The sequence below is a fragment of the Pseudoalteromonas sp. A757 genome (assembly GCF_004103285.1).
GTDB lineage: Bacteria > Pseudomonadota > Gammaproteobacteria > Enterobacterales > Alteromonadaceae > Pseudoalteromonas > Pseudoalteromonas galatheae.
Genome location: NZ_QNQN01000067.1, coordinates 171189 through 191193, shown reverse-complemented (window position 1 = coordinate 191193; position 20005 = coordinate 171189). Strand labels below are relative to the sequence as shown.

The 20005-nt window shown below is 41.2% G+C and carries 23 protein-coding genes; 10 read left to right on the top strand and 13 right to left on the bottom strand.

What is annotated here, in order from left to right; genetic code table 11:
• Positions 1–87: 87 nt before the first annotated feature.
• Positions 88–330, bottom strand: a complete 243-nt coding sequence (locus DRB05_RS10940) for an acyl carrier protein (RefSeq protein WP_039496786.1) — start codon at positions 328–330, stop codon at positions 88–90.
• Positions 331–445: 115 nt separating this feature from the next.
• On the opposite strand from DRB05_RS10940, the gene DRB05_RS10935 reads away from it, so the two are divergent.
• Positions 446–1447, top strand: a complete 1002-nt coding sequence (locus tag DRB05_RS10935; protein WP_128726966.1) for a YhdH/YhfP family quinone oxidoreductase — start codon at positions 446–448, stop codon at positions 1445–1447.
• On the top strand, positions 1444–1905 hold the full coding sequence (locus DRB05_RS10930; RefSeq protein ID WP_128726965.1) for a FabA/FabZ family ACP-dehydratase: 462 nt from the start codon (positions 1444–1446) through the stop codon (positions 1903–1905). Before DRB05_RS10935 ends, DRB05_RS10930 begins: the two co-directional genes overlap by 4 nt.
• 51 nt (positions 1906–1956) lie before the next feature.
• Here DRB05_RS10930 and DRB05_RS10925 read toward each other — a convergent pair whose 3' ends face one another.
• From DRB05_RS10925 to DRB05_RS10880, 10 genes are read right to left on the bottom strand one after another with little or no spacing between them, the layout of a single operon-like run.
• Positions 1957–2874, bottom strand: a complete 918-nt coding sequence (locus tag DRB05_RS10925) for an AAC(3) family N-acetyltransferase (RefSeq protein WP_128726964.1) — start codon at positions 2872–2874, stop codon at positions 1957–1959.
• Positions 2875–2885: 11 nt separating this feature from the next.
• Positions 2886–3854 carry a transketolase C-terminal domain-containing protein gene (locus DRB05_RS10920; RefSeq protein ID WP_128726963.1) on the bottom strand — a complete coding sequence of 323 codons (969 nt, stop codon included), beginning with the start codon at positions 3852–3854 and terminating at the stop codon, positions 2886–2888.
• Entirely contained in the window at positions 3838–4683 is an 846-nt protein-coding gene (locus DRB05_RS10915) for a transketolase (RefSeq protein WP_128726962.1), read from the bottom strand. The genes DRB05_RS10920 and DRB05_RS10915 overlap by 17 nt, the downstream gene beginning before the upstream one ends.
• 11 nt (positions 4684–4694) lie before the next feature.
• On the bottom strand, positions 4695–5441 hold the full coding sequence (locus DRB05_RS10910) for an SDR family oxidoreductase (protein WP_128726961.1): 747 nt from the start codon (positions 5439–5441) through the stop codon (positions 4695–4697).
• Positions 5438–5857 (bottom strand): hypothetical protein, encoded by a 420-nt coding sequence (locus DRB05_RS10905; protein ID WP_128726960.1) that lies wholly within the window; start codon positions 5855–5857, stop codon positions 5438–5440. Before DRB05_RS10905 ends, DRB05_RS10910 begins: the two co-directional genes overlap by 4 nt.
• Positions 5857–7461: a GMC family oxidoreductase gene (locus DRB05_RS10900; RefSeq protein ID WP_128726959.1), complete on the bottom strand. Its 1605-nt coding sequence runs from the start codon at positions 7459–7461 to the stop codon at positions 5857–5859. The genes DRB05_RS10905 and DRB05_RS10900 overlap by 1 nt, the downstream gene beginning before the upstream one ends.
• The gene (fabZ, locus tag DRB05_RS10895) at positions 7458–7931 is read right to left on the bottom strand and encodes a 3-hydroxyacyl-ACP dehydratase FabZ (protein WP_039496798.1); all 474 of its coding nucleotides are present in this window, start codon (positions 7929–7931) and stop codon (positions 7458–7460) included. The genes DRB05_RS10900 and fabZ overlap by 4 nt, the downstream gene beginning before the upstream one ends.
• Positions 7932–7957: 26 nt before the next feature.
• Entirely contained in the window at positions 7958–9172 is a 1215-nt protein-coding gene (locus DRB05_RS10890) for an acyl-CoA reductase (RefSeq protein WP_128726958.1), read from the bottom strand.
• Complete coding sequence (locus DRB05_RS10885) at positions 9153–10238, bottom strand: acyl-protein synthetase (RefSeq protein ID WP_128726957.1); 1086 nt, start codon at positions 10236–10238, stop codon at positions 9153–9155. The genes DRB05_RS10890 and DRB05_RS10885 overlap by 20 nt, the downstream gene beginning before the upstream one ends.
• The gene (locus DRB05_RS10880) at positions 10223–11635 is read right to left on the bottom strand and encodes an AMP-binding protein (RefSeq protein ID WP_128726956.1); all 1413 of its coding nucleotides are present in this window, start codon (positions 11633–11635) and stop codon (positions 10223–10225) included. The genes DRB05_RS10885 and DRB05_RS10880 overlap by 16 nt, the downstream gene beginning before the upstream one ends.
• 351 nt (positions 11636–11986) lie before the next feature.
• Here DRB05_RS10880 and DRB05_RS22965 point away from each other — a divergent pair, with 351 nt between their 5' ends.
• The 4 genes from DRB05_RS22965 (at position 11987) to DRB05_RS10870 (ending at position 13394) form a co-directional block, all read left to right on the top strand.
• Complete coding sequence (locus tag DRB05_RS22965; protein ID WP_235956566.1) at positions 11987–12151, top strand: hypothetical protein; 165 nt, start codon at positions 11987–11989, stop codon at positions 12149–12151.
• A 74-nt stretch (positions 12152–12225) separates the two neighbouring features.
• Entirely contained in the window at positions 12226–12423 is a 198-nt protein-coding gene (locus tag DRB05_RS22960) for a hypothetical protein (protein ID WP_235956565.1), read from the top strand.
• Positions 12424–12429: 6 nt separating this feature from the next.
• Complete coding sequence (locus tag DRB05_RS22955) at positions 12430–12858, top strand: hypothetical protein (protein WP_235956564.1); 429 nt, start codon at positions 12430–12432, stop codon at positions 12856–12858.
• Between the two features lie 275 nt (positions 12859–13133).
• Positions 13134–13394 (top strand): hypothetical protein, encoded by a 261-nt coding sequence (locus tag DRB05_RS10870; protein ID WP_128726955.1) that lies wholly within the window; start codon positions 13134–13136, stop codon positions 13392–13394.
• Positions 13395–13582: 188 nt separating this feature from the next.
• Here DRB05_RS10870 and DRB05_RS10865 read toward each other — a convergent pair whose 3' ends face one another.
• The gene (locus DRB05_RS10865; protein ID WP_128726954.1) at positions 13583–15211 is read right to left on the bottom strand and encodes a methyl-accepting chemotaxis protein; all 1629 of its coding nucleotides are present in this window, start codon (positions 15209–15211) and stop codon (positions 13583–13585) included.
• A 462-nt stretch (positions 15212–15673) separates the two neighbouring features.
• Entirely contained in the window at positions 15674–16192 is a 519-nt protein-coding gene (locus DRB05_RS10860; RefSeq protein ID WP_128726953.1) for a hypothetical protein, read from the bottom strand.
• A 113-nt stretch (positions 16193–16305) separates the two neighbouring features.
• On the opposite strand from DRB05_RS10860, the gene DRB05_RS10855 reads away from it, so the two are divergent.
• The 4 genes from DRB05_RS10855 (at position 16306) to DRB05_RS10840 (ending at position 20005) form a co-directional block, all read left to right on the top strand.
• The gene (locus DRB05_RS10855; RefSeq protein WP_128726952.1) at positions 16306–16794 is read left to right on the top strand and encodes a hypothetical protein; all 489 of its coding nucleotides are present in this window, start codon (positions 16306–16308) and stop codon (positions 16792–16794) included.
• Positions 16791–17165 carry a rhodanese-like domain-containing protein gene (locus DRB05_RS10850; RefSeq protein WP_128726951.1) on the top strand — a complete coding sequence of 125 codons (375 nt, stop codon included), beginning with the start codon at positions 16791–16793 and terminating at the stop codon, positions 17163–17165. Before DRB05_RS10855 ends, DRB05_RS10850 begins: the two co-directional genes overlap by 4 nt.
• A gap of 200 nt (positions 17166–17365) precedes the next feature.
• Positions 17366–19639 carry a TonB-dependent siderophore receptor gene (locus DRB05_RS10845; protein WP_128726950.1) on the top strand — a complete coding sequence of 758 codons (2274 nt, stop codon included), beginning with the start codon at positions 17366–17368 and terminating at the stop codon, positions 19637–19639.
• A 165-nt stretch (positions 19640–19804) separates the two neighbouring features.
• Positions 19805–20005 (top strand): ParD-like family protein, encoded by a 201-nt coding sequence (locus DRB05_RS10840; protein ID WP_128726949.1) that lies wholly within the window; start codon positions 19805–19807, stop codon positions 20003–20005.

The window sequence follows — 20005 nt, the reverse complement described above, 5'->3', positions numbered from 1 at the left end:
CTCGGCAACATTGATAGTGTGATTACGTCAAAATCGCTTGGTACTTATACCGTCAGTATCCCTTGGTAATCACACTAGTACAAGTTATTATACAACTTCAACATCATACTTTTTAAGTATGTTTTTCCCTTCGCCGTATGAACTAAAGTCTATGATATCTTCCATTTCTAACATGATATCAAATGCATCTTCTAATTCTGCAACTAGTCCCATGTGACCGACTGAGTCCCACTCTGGAATTGCTTGATAGCCGAAGTCATCGGTGAGCTGTGCTTCAGTGATGTCAAAAGCTGTAATAAAGGCCTGATTGTACTTTTCTAAGTTACTCATTTATTGTTCCTATTTGACGACGAGCAATGACTATTATTGTGAAAGAATATTCGTTGACTATCAATAGCATCTATAAAAGAATGTCTGTATCTTGATATATTAAAACACACTTGCCATGACAGAATACTATAATGCACTCGTAGTGGAAAAAAAACCTCCAAGAGAATTTGCATATCGAGTTAAAAGCTTGCCAGTAACACATCTACCTAGTTCTGAAGTACTCGTAAAAGTGCACTATTCCTCTTTAAATTATAAAGATATTTTATCCTGCCAGGGCAATCCTGCTGTGACTCGCCGCTTCCCTCATACTCCGGGGCTTGATGCAAGTGGGGTAGTTGAGCAATCAAATTCAGCTCTTTTTAAAAAAGGCGATAGAGTAGCTGTGTTTTGCACACCAATGGGGATGCATTATCAGGGCGGTCTTGCAGAGTATATATGCGTACCCGCTGAATGGCTCATCCGATTGCCAGAAAATATGTGCCTAGAGGAAGTAATGGTATATGGAACCGCTGGGTATACAGCGGCACTTGCCGTTGAAGCAATCGAAAAGCATGGTATCGACAAGTCAGTTAGTAAGGTGCTGGTAACTGGAGCCAGCGGTGGTCTTGGCAGTATCGCTGTATTACTTCTCAAGCATCTTGGTTATGACGTTGAAGTGAGTGTAACTCGGGAAAATGGTAAAGTTTTCCTTGAGAATTTAGGGGTCACTGCTGTTGTTGATTTAAATGCGTCAGATGTGAAGACGACACAAAACTTATTGCCCTCAAGGTGGCAGGCAGTCATAGATGTGGCTGGTGGAGATGTGCTCGCTTGTATTTTAAAGCAGGTATCAGAGAATGGCATTGTTGTGAGCACAGGGCTTGTTGCGGGGACGCATTTTGAGACAAATGTATTACCTTTTATTCTTCGTGGGATTAGCCTAATAGGTATCAACGCGGAAGGAACCTCGGTCGAAAGTAGAAAAAGTCTACTGATAAAACTGGCCTCAATTTGGCGAAGTTCTGCGCTTTGCGATGTCTACAAAAAAGTGAAATTAGCAGGGGTCAGTTGTGCTATTGAAAACTTTAAGGAGCAGAATATATATGGCAGAGTTGTAGTGGATATGGAGGCTAAATGATGATGAAAACTGCGGAACAAATATCTACCGCTTTGGATATAACCACCCCTTTTTTAATGATCGATAATTACGAGTTGATTGAGAAAGGGAAAACGGCTATTGCGACAAAGTCTATCTCAGTTGATGATTGGTTTTTTGAGTGTCATTTACCAAAATCTGGAGTCATGCCAGGCACATTGCAAATCGAAGGTATGTTACAAACGTTGGTGCTACTGATTTACGACTCTTTTGAGCACGGAGAGCATCGGGCTTATGTAAACAATATTAACGTTAAACTGATGAAGGCAGTCACGGTGACCAATTGCTCGGAGTTGCGCTATGAAGCAACCATACTTTCTATGAGAAGGGGGATATGTAAGGGCGAAGTAATTGCTTTGTGTGACGGCACAAAAATTTGCGTAGGCACATTTAGTTATGCTTCTCCACACTTAATGGCGGTACCTAAGTCAGCTGAATGATTTACGACCAATAGCCTGAATTAACTGTTGGTCGTAAAAGGGCATTAATTATCAGCAGCTTTGGGTATTAATTAGCGCGTTTAACTCTTTGGTATACAGTTTATCTGCGACCTTTCCGGTGATCACTTCATGCTCTTGTTTCATCGGTCCAAAGTAATCAACATATCGATTGTTTCCACTATTTAGATCTTGCAACATCATTTCATGTGCACAGAGTAGGTTGATGCTGTGAATGAGAAGAGGTCTTTTTAGTGTGGATAAGAGTTGGGATTCAATAACTGCTGCTTCTCTAAAAGCTCTATCTCCAGTATGGGTTAAAGAAGAAAAGTCACAGGTATCTAAGTCTCGAACATAAAACTGAGTTTCAATGTGCTGCTCTTTGGTGTTGTGTAAGAGCAGTGAACCTGAAAATGTTTTGACGTAGCGATAATCAACATCGGCACAATGCTCAGCATGGTGAATGCTTGAGAGTGATTTTACATAGTGATGCCCAACACAGGTGAGCTGAGTGTTGTTTTTTATCACCCACTCAAAAATGGAATCGGGTCCAGTGCTTTTAGCGATATAATTTTGTGTGAGGGAGGGGTAGGCGTGGCCAAAAACTAAAAATGAATAAAATGGTTGTTGAACTCTGTGTTGCGGATATTGGGCTAACAACATTGCACCAAAAGCACCGGTTTGTACTTCACTCTTGTAGGGAGAAAACGCTTTACTGTGAGGAAAACTAAAGTAAAACGACGAAACAAGTAAAGACTCATTAGGTTTGAGTTGTGCTACCAATGAATCAACAATATATATTGCCGCTTTGTGTGCTTCTGTGTGCTTTACACCTGTTGCAGCAATCAGCATACGAAAATCAACTGACAACCAATATACATCACTTTGACATTGATTAAAGCTCAATTGTACTGCTGATACAATATTATCAAGCGCTTGAGTGACAGAATGATGATTATGTTCAAATTGCATCTTTAATCCAATTAGTTAGTGAGAAATGTTTCTGCTTTTTGAGCTATTGATTTTGCGTCCAACCCTTGCTCGCCAAGCATATAATCGTAATCACCTGTTTTTATGTATGCATCGGGTAGGGTAACAGAAAGGTGACGAATACCACAGCCCAGAGGCGATAAATATTCAGCAATGGCGCTACCAAGGCCTCCAATTTTAGAGTGTTCCTCGACGGTGATAATAGGTCTGCCTTTCGCAATGATTTCTTGCAGTCTAGCTTCATCCAAAGGTTTGATAGTATGCATGTTAATGACGGATGCCGATATTCCTTGCTCCGCGAGTAATTCGGCGGCCTGCAAAGACTGGTAAACCATTGAGCCACAAGCGATAAGAGTTACATCAGCCCCTTCCCTAAGCAGAATTGATTTTCCTATTTCAAATTCATAATCATCTGTGTAGACGATTGGACAGTTTGCTGTGCCTGTGAGGCGTATATACATGGGGCCTTTGAAACTGGCAGCAGATTCTACTAACTTCACGACTTCGACACAGTCTGCAGGGGATACAACGGTTAAATTTGGGATAGCACGCATGACCGCCATATCTTCGATTCCGAAGTGAGAGTTCCCCAAAAAGCCCATGCTTATTCCACCACCGATTGCGACAGCTTTAACATTTAGCTCCATGTAGCCCAAATTCATTCGAATTTGTTCGCTTGCCCGCATGGCGATAAAGGGTGAAAAGGAAGAGGCAAAAACATTGTACCCCTCCTTTGCAAGTCCTGCTGCTACGCCAATCATGTTTTGCTCTGCAATACCAGCATTAAGAAACTTATCTGGGTAGGTCGTGCGAAAACGTTCTAACCCAGATGAACTTGCCAAATCAGCTGACATTACCATAAGGTCATCGTGCTTATCTGCTATGGCAAGAATAGCTTGACCATACACCCCTCTCGGACCGAGTCTTGCCCACTGACGTGCACTTTTAGACGTTATTTCCATTGTCGCTCCTTTCGTTATTTGAATTATTGAGGGCAGCGACAGCTGCTTCGTAATTAGTTTTAGTTAGACGATTGTGATGCCATGAGTTATCGCCCTCCATAAAAGAAACACCTTTTCCTTTAATCGTATTAGCGACGATGGCTTTAGGCTTATTTAGAGGATCTTCTTCAAAAGCTTCAACAATGGCATCAATATCATGACCGTCAACTTCAATAACATGCCAGCCAAAAGCACGAAATCGTTCTGCCATATTGTCGATGTGAAGTACATCTTTTCCAAAGCCATCATTTTGTTGTTTGTTGTAGTCTATGATAGCGGTTAGGTTGTCCAGTTTTAGGTGGGATGCCAACATTGCAGCTTCCCATACGGAGCCTTCATTGGTTTCACCATCACCAACTAATGTATAGGTATGAAAAGGCTTTGCTTGTTTTTTAGCCGCGAAAGCGATTCCGACCGCCATTGATATGCCGTGACCCAAACTACCATTAGAGGACTCAATCCCTAAATCAAGATTCATCACGGGGTGGGCGATTAGATCACTGCCATTTTGTTGAAAGGTATCAAAAACTTCTTGAGAAATGATGCCTGCGCCAAGCAGTGCAGGATAAAATCCAAGTACACCGTGGCCCTTACTTAAAATGAAACGGTCTCGTTCTGGCCAGCGAGGATCTTGGGCGTCAAAATTAAGTACTTTTCCGTAGAGTACCGCCATGACATCAGTCATAGACAGAGCACCACCAATATGAGTAGATGTGCCACTGTGGTAGCTAATATCGAGTATCTTTTGCCTCATGGTACGTGCAAACTCAGTTAATTCTGGATAACTCATTACATTCCTCTTTAAATTAAACCGCCATCAACGTTGAGCACTTGGCCTGTGATGTGCGTCGCTAAATCACTACATAAGAACAAAGCTGTATTTGCAATATCTTGAGGTATCGCAGCCTTTTTCAGTAAACTTTTAGCGACTAAGTCTATTTTTGCTTGTTCATCCATCTCTTCAGCCATATCGGTGCTAGTGACACCTGGCGCAATAGCATTCACCCTAATACCGCTATCTGCAAGTTCTACTGCCATACTTAGACTTGCACGCTCAAATGCAGATTTGACACTACCGTACGCTAGTGTACCGCGATCAATTTGATGCGTTGCACTTGAAAGAATATTGATTACACACCCTTGTTTTTGTCGCTGCATTAGTCTTGAAATCTGCTGAGTTAGCAATAACTGATTGAACAAATTCACTTCAAATAGCTGTTTAACATCATGCATTGAAGTCATTTGAAACAATCCACCCATTGCAACTCCTGCATTATTTATCAATATATCGACCGTTTTAGAAATTGCTCTAATATCTTTTATCGAGGATTTGACACTATCTTCATGGTTTAGATCTAATTTCACAAAGTGCAGATTATCTTGATGTGTCAAACTTGCCTTTGCGGCTTCAATGTCTCTGACAGCAGCGATTACCGTGCAACCATGTGCCAACAAGGTCTCGCTAATCGCTTTGCCGATCCCCCTGTTTGCGCCAGTTACAACGGCAACTTTATTTCTAGCAAGTTGCCCTGCAATGTAAGGTATCATATGACTTTCCTGTAAATAGGCCCACGTTCGTACACATCCTCAAGCAGCAGCCAGTCATCACATTCCAAAGAGTTCCCGTCAGGAAAAGGAGGCACCGCGCCTGAACCAATTTTGGTTAACACGCTAGGGTGAGTGTAGTAGGCAGTAAGACATTGTTGAACGATATAATTGACTAAATAAACATCCACTCGCTTAGCTTTTTCAATGCAAAGTAAGTAGCTTTTTTCATCAAGGCAGGACAATGAGTTCGAAAACTTTTCTTGTGCAACATTATTCAAAATGAATAAAAACTCTTCAATTTGCTGTGGTTCTAAAAGGTTTGCTACAGCCTTATCTATATGCAGATCCGTCGCAGAGGGCATATTAAGGCTTGTATCTGAGGGTAAAATAACATCTAGAAATTGCGATAAACTCATTATACTACCCAACTCTTTATATTTTTACTGATGTGGTCACAAAACTTTAGAGTTAAAGCTTGGGCGGTAGCGACTGGGTTGACAGCTCCTGAAGTGATAAAAACGCTGCTGTCGACGATGAAAAGGTTGCTTACCTCATGTGCTTGCCCATGCTCATTGACCACTGAATTTGTTTTATCTGCTCCCATTTTGGTTGTTCCCATTAGGTGCCAACCCGCATGTTTCACAGGATAATGAGCTGCTGAAATTTTCGCTCCGGCTTCGGCGAATAACTTTTTAGTTTGTTCGATACCATGCTCGAGCATTTTTTTTGTATTTTCATGTAGAGAATAGTGCACTTTGATACCGGGCATACCAAAACTATCCGTTTTCGAATAATCAAGCTCTATACGGTTTTCGGGATCTGGTAAATCCTCAGAAATGACGGCAATGCCCATATTATGGTTAAAATATTGCGAAAAAGCCTGATGATGGTTTTTTCCAAGAGGTATTCTTCTCGTTATGTATCCGGAGCACGCGCTATCTACTGCTGAAGAGCCCCTTAATACGTGCAATGTGTAGCCGCGTTTAAAGCCTCTATCTTCTTGCGTTTCATAAAATTGTTGAGAATAAATACTACAGCCCTGTGGACCGATGCTTGTATCTAGAGGTTCATCAAATACACCTTCGACATATGCGAGTGGATGTAACATCAAATTGCGACCAACAAGGTCATAGTTGTTTAATAGCCCATTAGGGAAAAGTTCGGATTTACTATTTAGTAGTAATCTAGGTGTACCTATCCCGCTACAAGCGAGAATGACAAGGGCGGCGGCTAAAAATTGCTCATTTCCATGTTTGTCATAATATTTTACTCCTGTCGCTTTTTGTTCTTTATCAACTGGAATATCAAAAACACGGCATTCAGTCATTACTTGAACGCCTTGTAACTTTGCTTGCGGCCAGTAAGTAATATCAACGCTGCCTTTGGCACCTTGGCTACACCCGGTATTACACGGGCCCAAATTTATGCAAGGAGGTCGATTTTGGTGATTTTTAGTATTGATAGCACTGTATGATGGCCACCAATGCCAGCCAAGCCGATTAAAAGCTTGAGCCAATTTTTTCGCACCTGGCCCCATCGCGATCGGCGGCAATAAGTTTTCATATTCAGGGTATGCAGTATCTCCAACTAACCCTGCAACGCCCATCATCTCTTCATTTTGATTAAAGTAAGGAGTGAGCGTCTGGTAGTCAAATGGCCAATCCTCTGCAACCTTATCAAGCCTATATGTGGCAAAGTCAGAAGGGTGAAAGCGCGGAAAGTGCCCTGAATATAAGATGGTACTACCACCAAAGCCATTAAAATTGGCAAGAGATATAGCTGAATTACTGTTATCAATTGGGTAATCAGCCTTGTTAGCTCTAACATTTGGGTCAAAACTCGCCGATCGTTGCTTATCTCGCTCCCAATCCGCTTTGGTCGTAGGGTATTGAGCTGGGTTAGATTCGCGACCTTGTTCAATACAAACTATAGATAGGTTGCTATCCTGGCTGAGACGCCAAGCAGCGGCTGCTCCACTTGCACCAGATCCAACAATAATAATATCTACTTTAGCGGTCATAACTCAGTTTTCTTTTTTGGCAGATATTGCTCGAGGATTTCCGGAATAGTAATCATCATATCGGCCTCACAGGCTATTTCGCCATTAACCTTTGCCACACCCCTGCCTTTACAAATACCTCTTTTCCAAGACAGTACTTCAGTTTCAATTTCAAACTTTTCACCTGGTTTTACTTCTCTTTTATAGCGCACGGTGTGTTGCAAGGCATGTGTCACTTTACCCTTTAAGCCGGGAAGAGTAGTAATCGCGACCGTTAGCATTTGCGCTAACGCTTCGAGTTGCAAGGCGCCAGGCATATTTGGACCATCAGGAAAGTGTACAGGGAAGTACCACTCATTCATGGTTAGATTTTTATAGCCCTTGGCATATTTCCCGGGAATAACTTCCTCAACATGGTCAATCATGAGAAAAGGGTAGCGGTTAGGTTGATACTCTTGTAGTTCAACACAGTTTAAACTGAATTTTTCCATTTTTTACAGAGCCTTGTTTAAATATCTTAGTCGATAGTTACGATTCGGGATAATGTCGTTATTATATCGTATCCATCCCATAAATTGTGCATATTCAGTGCGTTACCTATGGGGACTATACGATCAATTCCGCTACAGCCATTGCTATATATAAACTCAGCAATAGTACTTTTCTCAACGCCTAAATAGCTCAAAGTTTGCACTTTCTCGTTGATTAGCGGGGCAAGCTGCGCTATCGATTTAATTCTGGTTTCGTAGATTAATCCACTCGTACCACGGAAGCTTTGTTGAGATATATTGATGGATTTTACCTCAATCCGAGTAAGTTCAGGTGAAGCAATTTCAATATTGGCGATATTTTCATGGTCAATAGCTGCATTACAAGTATCCACAAATTTATTTAGTACCTGAATGTCTTCAATCGCGTATTTATCTGCCGCAATGTCAGCTAAGCATTGCCAAAGTCGACTTTTTGCTTCTATAACCGAAGAGTCATCACCAAGCCAGACACACAGTTGAGGTGATGAGCAACCCGCCTGATCTAACTGATATATATCATTATAAAAATGGTGGCAGTGGGTATTGATAAGGTCGTCAGAACAACAGCTAATATAGGTAGCATCAAGCAAACATAGAGAGTAGCGATCTGCAAAAGCTATTTCTCTAGAGCGAGGAGGCGTGGCAAATTGGCGCATTTTATTAATGGTATGATCACCGCCCCAAATCACTCTTCCTGCTGCTTGGCTGAGCCAAAATGCAGTGACATCATCATTATGTTCATAGCGAATAAGAAAAACTCGTTGGGCGATTGGTTGGTACTCAGATTCTAATAATAATTGCGAGAGAGTTTGTAAAGCAATATCTGTGCTGTGGTTTGATTTAGATGACAAGCGCAAAACACAGCTATTACCTGCAAGTAGCGCAAATGCGAGTGAATAAGCAAAGTTTATCGGTACGTTTGCTGGGCAGATATGAAAGGTTAAGCCTAGCCCTACAGATAGCCTGTTTGAGTAGGGGCTTGTTTTCATTGATAAAAGGTTGGCCTTTCTTAGCCAAAACGCGAGCGCCATTAGATCTGGCAGCGTATTTGCCTCTGGATGTCGTCGTAGCCTTGCTGAAAGTGTATTTAAAAACGATATGGTCTGCTCTTCCCAAGCCCTTGTTGGCTGAATATGAAAATCAGATGATGAGCCAACTAAGGTTGTAAAGTGAGCTTGAATGTTATTTGGAATAAGTATCACTGCACCCTCTCACTTCCGCTTGTTTTACTCTACCCAGCACATCAAAATAGGTACCTTTCCAGCCGCACTGGCAGTCATCTTCTCCAAGCTTTACACCGATATCTTCACTTAAGATACTGTGTCCAGGGTAGCTATGAGGGAGTGCAGAAATTAATTGAATAAGCCCCAAATTACCATCTTTAACTGGTTGTAATGTTTTAAAATCTCTAATTATTACTTCAGACCATGATGAGCAGTGGAAGTGGCCCTGTTTACACTCCATAAAGATAGACCCTGTTTGCTCAATCATACCGTAGTAATTGTGTACACTCTGGATTGCAGTAACGTTAGCTAATCTAGACTTAAAATGTGACTTGGTTACCTTATTTGCTTCTATTTTCTTCCAGCCACCACCATGAAGCAAAATGCTTTCGGATAAATCAATTTTTTTGCTCAATTGCTCTAAGGCTTCAACAAAATGAAGCCAAACTATATAAGTAAAGCCAAAGATAAACTTTTTCTGTCCTTGATATTTGTCTATGAATGCGTTGAGAGCATCAAAGTTTATTGTCATATCATCATTCAATGCGTAAGTGATGTCTCGCCCATACATTGAAAACCCTAAGATACCCGCAGTACGAGCCGAAAACTTTGTTCTATTTTTGACGGTAGACGGACAGTCGATAACTAGCATTGGAAGGCGCTGCTTACCAATTAAGTGAGTAACTAGTTTAGAGAGTATTTTTACTTGCAGCGCTGATGTTCTTTTATCGAGATAGATTTTGGAAACGGATTGTCCAGAGGTTCCCGAAGACATCATCGTCTTAATAATACTTTCTTGTGGTACACTTTTTAATTCTTGAGATTTAAATAGTCTGACTGGCAGAGGAAAAAACGGACTAAATGGGTGGCTATTTAAGTCAATATTAGGCATCGACTGCTTAAGCTTTGCAAATGGCGGACATTGAGACAAATGAATTTGATCTAGTTCAGCCAACTTTGATATTAATACAGATTGCTTTTGCTGCTTAGGCCATGCGTATGGTGGCCAATCAGATAATATTACTTCATCTACTTCATAAGACATTGATAATCTACCTTGCCACTTTCTAATCTAGGAATGTGTGAAACAGTTTGAATTTTGATGGCCGTATAATTAATGGAAAATAGTTCAGCGAACGTTTTTTTAAGTGTTCGTAGATCAATTTCTTCGCCATCTACAATGGCAATATTTAGCTTATCATCAGTGCCAAAGGCGACACTTTCATACCCTAATTCTTGCAACGTTGCTTCAACATGACTCAGAGATATACGATTTCCAAACACTTTGATAAAGCGCTTTAAACGGCCCTCTATATAGAAATAGCCCTGTTTGCAGCTTGCTAAATCGCCTGTTTTCAAAATGCCTTGGTTTTCATCACCTTTAGATAAGTCGAAAATAGTTTCAGCGTAACCTAAGCATACATTATCTCCCTCATAGACGAGCTCGCCTATGTCGCCTGACTCTGTGATATCGTTACCGTTCTCATCCTGGAGCCATAGTTTTCCTCTCGGAATTGCTTTACCGATACTGCCAAGGTGCGTATTCAAATCACTAGGCCGCATATAAGATATCCTAGGTGAAGCCTCTGTTTGACCGTACATCACCCAAAAATTAATACCCATTGTGTTCGTCAATGTTTGTATCTTTGACAAATATCGCTCTGCCAATTTACCACCTGCTTGTGTCATCGTTTTAAGATGGGGCAATTTCATGGTATCAAGCTTCATTCTCAGTAGTGATTCATAATGAAATGGTACTCCTGAGAAACTGGTAATTTCGTGAGTCGTCATATTTTCCCAAAATGACTTGTCCATTATCGTTTCATTTGTAAGATAAATTGAGGCACCTGCAAGTAAATGGCTGTTTACAATAGATAATCCATAAGAATAGCTAATAGGCAAATGTACAATAGCGCGCTCTAATGGGGTGATAGATAAATATTCTTTGATAGCTTGCGCGTTACTCAATAGGTTTTGTCTAGAAAATCTAACGAGTTTTGGTGAGCCGGTTGATCCTGAGGTTGAAGCCAAAAATGCCAATTGGGGATGTAAAGTGTGAGGTTTATTTAACGGGCTACATAGTAGTTGATATTGACCCTGTGAGCTTAAAACTGTGTACTTAGAGAAAATACCTGCTTTCTCTGTTTTGGTTAAAACATAGTTAGGTTGGTATGTGCACACTAGCGTTTCAAGCTGCTCTACTGCCATATTTGCACTTAAAAACAGTACTACGACTTCTGCCTCTATTGCTGCGAGGTAATGAACAAGGCAAGGGTAATCATTATTTCCGATGATAAAAAGTAAAGCCTTTTGCTGTAAGGGTTTTGCTGCATTTGCAACATCATCAAGCAGCGCTCGATAAGTATAGGATTCGCCGTTTTCAGTGATCACGGCAATGTGTTCTGGATACTGTTTGTTGATTACACTTTGAATCTTGGTCATGGGCTAAACTTTTGACGTTAAAACTGCTAATGGCATTACGTTTATTCTACAATAAAAATACTGCAAAAATCGCGCCGATATCAGATGAGTATCACATGCTCAACGTGAACATATAAATAAAATATAGCGGTACGTTTAAAACTGATATGAACTCCATGAATAGCGCCTATAACACCCGTAATGTTAGCTTAAACAAACAAAAACATTAACTTATAAGAAGAAGATAGAAAAGTATAACGTTAAAATCAGCGAAAATTCATCCAAATTTCATGGCATCACTCTCACTAACTGCTAGCTTGAGCACCCTTTGTAATTGATTTCAAAAGTTTAGTTAGTAATAGGGAGCTAAAAATGGATAACAAATTATTGACGTCTGAATGGTTGATACTATTCGTAACTTTAGTAATGGTCAGCAAGAGCCTCGCTCAAGACGCAGAAGTATCTTTAATAGGTCCTTATCTTGGTCAAACACCTCTTGGGGACACACCTCAAGTATTTGCGCTTGGCACGGTGTAAACAGAGCACAGAGATCACAATGCGTTTTTCTCTCCCGATATGAAAACTTTTACTTTACGCGAAAGGATCTGAACGTGAACCGTTGGAGTTTAATTGTGTACGAGCTGCGAGGAGAACAGTGGCATGATACGGTTGTTGGTCCAAGAGTTGGCAGGCCATTATTAGCACCAGATGGCGTGACCATGCATATGAGTAAATATGTTATGACGCGTCGAGAGGGGAGCTGGTCTGAAGCCAAAAGTCTAGGCCCTATGTTTGATAAAGAAAGCTAGGGGATCATGCGGTTAAGTGCATCTTCGAGTGGTACGTATGTGTTTGACGATAATAAAAGCGGCGATGTTATTAGGATCTCTGAGGTGAAAAACGGTCAACGCCAAAGACCGGTTAAATTAGGTCCTGAAATTAACACTGACTTATATAATGCGCATCCATTTATCGCGCCCGATGATTCTTACATTATATGGGACGGGGTTCGAGATTCAGGGTTTGGCAACTCAGATCTTTATATCAGTTTTCGTTTGAAAGACGGTAGTTGGGGCGAAGCGATTAATTTGGGAGACAAAGTAACCACGAGTGCGCGGGAGGCGTCAGCGAGCGTAACGCCCGATGGCAAATATCTGTTCTTTAATCGTACAACACCTCCAAGAAATGCTGATATTTTTTGGGTTGATGCTCAGGTAATCGAAACGCTAAAACCTGCCAATTAGCGGATTGGTATGCAGCGCACAGTGACTACTTTGGTGTGCGCTTTACTCTTTAAGTGTAGTGAAACGGAGGCTAACACATGCTACAAATGCTCAAATAACGTTTGAAGTATGTAGTCTTGAACTTTATCTACAAAAAACTAAGTGAGCAAAGGGGGAACGGGACCTGAAACGTAAAGGAAATCGGTAGAAACCCGATAACGCAAATCAATTTACAGATGCAAATTAGAGTTAGCTGTGTATAATTTGATCGCGATTGTAAAAATAAGGAAATTAATATGGATGAATCTAATACTTTAGCTGGTTATTTTGTGTGGGATTTGAGTGTGCTTTTTCTGCTGCTCGTACCGTTTGTGGTTATGGGCGCGCTGTCGTACTTTTTGGGCACGCGTAAAACACAGCAACCTAAACTTGCTGCGTTTATCGGAGTAATGTTGACATTTGCACTACCCTTAGGAGTGCTGTATTTAGTAGTACTTCTGTTAAAAGACGACCTTGAATGTCAAACTAATCATCAAAGCCTACAGGCAGGAAACTAGCATTCAGCACTAAATTGTGTGAGGCTAATTTCCATTAACCAGAGCTTGTGTTCAAGCTCTGGTTTTACACATTTCTGTGATACCAATTTGTCTTAATACTGACTCAATCTGAAAGAGCAAATTTGATGCTAACTGTGTTAAAGGTCTCTCATTTAGAGCCACTAAAATAGCAAAAATTTGCCCAGTTACTAAAGCGTAAATTTGTCGACTTGTGACTTTAAGTCGTGGGCAAGTTTACTCATTTCGTTACACGCCGTTGCGGTTTGGTTAGCGCCTTCGGTCATTTCAACGGCCGAGTAATTGATAGTCTCGATATTTTTATTCAGCTCCTCAGAAACAACTGATTGTTGATGACAAGCTGACGCGATCTGCGTACTCATTGCTGCGATGCTATCAATCTGAGATTCAATTTGATGTATCATATTACCAGCGACTTCTGATTGCTCAACACAAAGTGCAATACCTTGTTCACAGCTCTTGGTTGCCACACCGGTTTCCTTCGACTTGGTTTGTAGGTCGTTGACGATTTCAACAATTTGTGTGGTTGAATCTTGAGTGCGTTGGGCCAGTGAGCGAACTTCATCCGCAACAACGGCAAAACCACGTCCCTGGGCGCCTGCACGAGCGGCTTCAATGGCGGCATTTAATGCCAATAGATTTGTTTGCTCCGCGATTTCTCTGATCACGTCAACAACCACATTAATGTTGTGTGAGTTTTTCTCGAGATTATTGGCAAGCTCGCCTGCAGATGTCACCGTTTGTGCAACTTCTGAAATATGATTGATATTTGATTTAAGTGCATCGCTGCCTTCTCTGGCTTTTTCGCTCGCCTGATTTGCTGATTCAGCGCCCATTTCTGTACTTTTAGCGACTTCGCTAATTGCCGCTTGCATCTGTGTCATCGCGGATGCGACGGATTGCAATTCATTCTGTTGTACATTCATACCTTGTGCATTTTGGTAAGAAATAGCATTCACTTCTTCCACCGCAGCGGTTAATTGGATGGCTGAATCATTGATTATGGTGATCAAAGCGTGTAACTGTGAACGCATTTTTTCCAAAGATTGGGTCAATAAACCGAGCTCGTTTTTACCTGTATCTTCAACAGTAATCGCGTGATTTAGTTCACCACGGGCTATTTTACTTGCAAGATCCACGGATAAAGCAAGCGGTGTTTTAATCGTTTTACTCAGCAGCATACAGATAACTACTATGGTCACTGCAACGAGTATTCCGGAAATCGCCAAGGTGAATAGGGTACTATTAACTGCCGATATAGCCGAGCGCTCGGACTTTTCAACACTACTATCATTCAAAGCTTCCAATTCGCTAAGCTCAGACATGGCGTTGGCAAACAGTGGGTAACTATCCAAAATAATTCGATTTGCTTCTTTGGCATTACCACTTAGAATGAGGCTCTCATAACTATACGTGGCATTGGCGTATCGCTGCCAAGCGGTAATGAAGGCACCGAACAAAGCTTTTTCTTCTTTGCTGACAGGTAATGATTGATAAAATGCTACCTTATCATTGAGTGATTTTTTCAAATCTCTTAAAATAGTGAGCCAGTTATGCACCTCTGGATCTTCAGGGTTTAGCGCAGTACTAAACTCATCTTTTCGTATCGTTGCTAAGTCAATTTTAATGTCTTTGATGGTTTCCATTGATGGAATGCTGGTTCTGACTATGTCGTTCAGGTTGGCGTTTACTTCTTTCATTCCTTGGTAGCTCATCAGGCCAACACCAATGAAAATGACAAAAAGTAAGGTGAAACTTAACGTTATTTGGTTAGAGATAGATAGTTTTTTTAACTGCATTATTGGAGCTCAATGAATCCGTGGATGATGGTTGCTATTTAAAGAAGCGGTATTGTATTTGAAAAGTCAGTGGTTTTTATAATTAAATATTTTTTGCCAATGTTTTCATTTTGTATTATTTGTTGACCAAGTTTTGTGTTTTAGCTTTTTGTGTTTTTGAGTAAAAAATCAACGTGGTTTTTTATTCTTTTTTAATGGTTTTATTTTATTAAAACGTACTTAAGTTCGCGCATAATACACATGGACGCTTGTATTGCTTTTCTTAACCGTATGATTTTTATATAACTTATTTTTAGTGGATAAAATGGTGGCTGAATTTTTGTGAATAAAAATTCAGCGGCAATTTTAATTGTGAAAATTGGTATAGTAACCACGCAGGGGGAGCGATTCAGTAAAAAACTGCCTGCCGCGACTACAGCCATACTTAAATGAACAAAAGTTAAAAGTGATGAACAACTGATATTAGGTTTCGTATCTTTTATCGCGCTGTCTGGTCATTTCGTCTCGTACCATCTGGATCATCTGTTGTTTTACATCTGCATATTGTGCTTTTAGCTCATCAAGTTGACGGGTTAAGATCTCGATTTGTTTTTCAGTCTCTTTGTCGCGATATTGTTTGGCACCGGTATGCTCGTATCTGAGCGTGGCGTCGTGCTGTGAAGGAGTGTCGATATTACTCTCATCGGATATTTTCATTGTTCGTTGTAAAGGCGCTTTCATCAATTCGGAAATAAGCTGCTGTAAATGCTCTACCTGATCCTTTAATAGGGCTTCTGACTCTTCTAGCGCTTCATATTGTTGCTTAAAATTTGGGTTGTTGTCTTTGTATTTCTTTGCCTTTTTGTCCATAAACTCCGTCAATATGGCTTCATTTGTAGGTTTTTCTTCCGTTTCTTCTGTGGAATTACTCGTGGCAGTAGGTGTTTCTCTACTTGCGTCTTGTGCGCCGGCAAAGTGATGTGGCTTCATTTGAATTTCCATAACGTTATCCTTGTTATCTCTATTGCTAACTGTATCGGAGTATTTCCCGATTTCTTTAGCTGTTTGGTTAATCCCCGCTAAGCTAACAAAGTCAGGTATAAGGAGTTAGTGAAATGAAGATATGGCTGGTTATTAGTATTTTGTTTTTTAGCTGCAGTAGCTTAGCTAAATGTGAAGATCAAGGATTTAGGCAGTTTGATTTTTGGCTTGGAGATTGGTCGGTAACGAGCGTAGGAGGCATTGAGTATGGACGTAATCGCATTACCCGAGAGTATGATGGTTGTGTCATTAAAGAGAATTATACCACTGAGCTTGGGTATCGTGGTGAGAGTATAAATATTTATGATGTATCCACTCATCGTTGGCATCAAACTTGGGTGGATAATAGTGGGTTGTTGTTACAGTTAGATGGTGAGTTTCGTGAAGGGAAAATGGTATTACAAGGGGATAGAATAAATGCAGCAGGTATTAAGGTGACGGATAAGATAACATGGACTGCGAATCCAGATGGTACCGTACGTCAGGTTTGGCAGAGTAAGCAAGGCGCCGACAAGTGGCAAATGGTATTTGATGGATTATACAAAAAGGAGACTAAAAAATGAGAAAATTGATTATTGGCTTTATGTGGTTTGTTAGCAGTGTTTGCTATGCACAACCGGAAACGATCACACAGCAAGCGCTGATGATAAACCAAATGTCTGCAGACGCTTACACCATAGTGGACGTGCGAAGCCCTGAAGAATTTGCCGCAGGACATATCAAAGGGGCAATAAACATTCCTTTTAATGAGATTGAGACACATCAGGAAGAGCTAGCTAAACTGACAAATACACCACTCGTTGTGTATTGCCGATCTGGACGTAGGGCTGGCATCTTTATTGAGGCACTAGCGCCAAAAGGCTACACCTTAAAACACCTAGAAGGTGATATGAATAAGTGGTTGGCAGAGTCTCTACCTGTGGTGAAAAAGTAGGGGATCCCCTACTTTTTTGAGTCAATAGCAGAGAGTAAAAAAACAAAAGGGAGACGGCAAAGTTTAACAGAGGTTGGTCGCTGCCACATTTTATTGTGCTTAAAATAACTCCACATAACTAAAATAGGGACTTGAAACAAATATTAATATAAATGATAATCACTATCGTTTTCGTAATGAAGTTAATTTAGGGAAAAACGATGCGATCTTCATCTCCACGTACACTAAACCATTCTTTAAAACTCTCTCTTTGCGCCACTTTTGTGCTGTTTTCATTACATGGCAATGCACATGCTGCTGAAGTTGCCGATGATGCGCTAGCAGCTGATGCTGCGGGTGACGGTAGGGCTCAGGAACTAGAACATATTTATGTGACAGGTACGAGTGTAAAAAATTACACTGAATCTGCAAACAAAGCGGCATTAAAAATGATTTTATCACAGCGTGAAACGCCTCAAGCGGTGACCGTTATCACAAATCAAATGATGCAAGATTGGCAAACGGTTAACATTGATGAGATCTTGGAACATGCAACTGGCTTTTATGCAAAGCGGGGAGCCAGTCTTGATAGGACACGTTTTTCTGTACGTGGCGGTGATGTCAATTTAATCCAAATCGACGGTGTGCAACAGTTTCCTGGTGGCCGAAGACCGAATGTAAACGGGGATGCGGTTGCTTATGAGCGCGTGGAGATTGTACGTGGTGCAAATGGTTTATTAACTGGCGTTGGTGACCCAACCGCCACCGTAAACTTAGTAAGAAAACGTGCAACAAGCGATGAGTTTAAGGGCAGCGTGGCGGTTTCGGCTGGTAGTTGGGATAATTACCGAGCAGAGGTGGATGTGGCGAGTGGGTTAAACCAAGAAGGCAGTATTCGTGGCCGCTTTGTTGCTGCACATTATGAAAGAGATTCTTACATTGAGCGTTATAGCCAAGAGAAGACGTCCATATATTCTACTATTGAGGCAGATCTGACCGATTACACCTTATTACGACTCGGTGTAGAATATGCTGATACCGCTTCGAAAGGGGCGATAAATAGCCACTCTCAACCTTACTTTTACGCTGATGGTAGTCGCTATCAGGGACGCCGTGGTGACACCGGGATGACGGCAAAATGGAGTAGCTGGCCAATCGAAGAATACACCTATTTTGTTGGGCTTGATCACGCGTTTGAAAACGATTGGCAACTCCATGCCATCGCGACTTACAATACTATTGAGATGCAAGGTGGGCAGCTCTTTTTCGTCTATCCTGATGGGCCTATCAACCCAGATGGCAGCAGCGATAATGGATTCGGATACAGTGCTGTAATAAGTAGCTCTGAAGATGAACAAAAGACAATAGACTTGTCACTCCAAGGCCCAGTTGAGCTATTTGGTCGTACGCATGATGTTATTTTTAGCTATAACCAATTCAAGCGAGAGCGTACGTCATTTGGTAATGAAGCCGACCAAACCACGATTTCATTGGAAGGGTTAAATTTTCATGATTGGACAGGTGACGTGCCGCGCTATCCATTTAAAGATTTAGGCCGTGATAGTTTGACGGTAACAGACTCTAGTGGTGGGTTTGTGGCCGTGCGTGTTAACCCGCATGATGATGTTAAGCTTATTGTTGGCGCTAGGATCACCAATTGGGAGTATGATATTGACCTTTATGATCCTAATAACGGTAAGTTTCTTCGTAATCGCTATCATGAAAAGGTAGATACAGAAGTTACGCCTTATGCCGGACTCGTGGTTGATATTAATGAACAATATAGTGTTTACGCGAGCTACACAGAGGCATTTCAGCCGCAAGCCTATTTTGATATCAATGATAAAATGCTCGACCCAAGCACAGGCGAAAGCTATGAGCTAGGGATAAAAGGTGAGCTACTTGATGACACCTTGAACTTTACAGCGGCGGTGTATCGCAATGTTGAGAATGGACTTGCGATTGCCGATCCAAATTACCCAGACAGCTATCTAACTCCGCAGGGCAATAGACCATATATTCAGCGCGGTGAAGGCGATACGACAGAAGGCTTTGAAGTTGAATTTACAGGCTCTATCAATGAGCAGTGGAATATCAGCTTAGGGCTATCAAAACACAAAACTGAATCAAAAGATGGCAAAGAGCTGTTAACGGATCAGCCCAAAGAGCTGATCAACCTGTATACCACCTATGACTTTAGCGCGTTTGTTGACGGCTTTACTGCGGGGCTTGGAATTAATTGGCAAGGTAGCTTTTATGCAATACCACAAAGGCCATTGCCGGGCGGCGGTAGTGAGGCGTATAAGATCACACAATCTTCCGGTGCGTTACTTAATTTAATGGCAAGATATGAAGTGAGTGAACAGCTTAGTGTGTCGCTTAACTTCAACAATCTACTGGATGAAAGTTACTACAACAGTATTTCATCTTGGGACGGCTACGTAATGCACGGCGAACCGTTCAATTGGCAATTAGGGATGCGCTATAGCTTTTAGTGAGTCAACCTAAGCTTGAAATACGGAATGCACCGCCGAAGCGGTGTATTTTTTTGCCTCAAATTTTTTGCTTCAAAATAATAAGTGAATTGGCATTAGATTTTGCATTGTTCCGCAACTTCGTTATTATATAAAGTATATATGATATGTATATGGTTTATATAAGTGGGTATCGTAAAAATTTCAGATGAACTACACGATGAGATCCGTGAAGCGAGCACTGTGATGTCGCGTTCAATCAATTCACAGGCTGAGTTCTGGATTAAAATTGGGCGACTTGCCGAGCGTAATCCAACGCTTACGTTTACAGAGATCATTGCGGCAGAGATGTCACGAGTAAAGTTACAACAGCCAAAAGGAAATTGA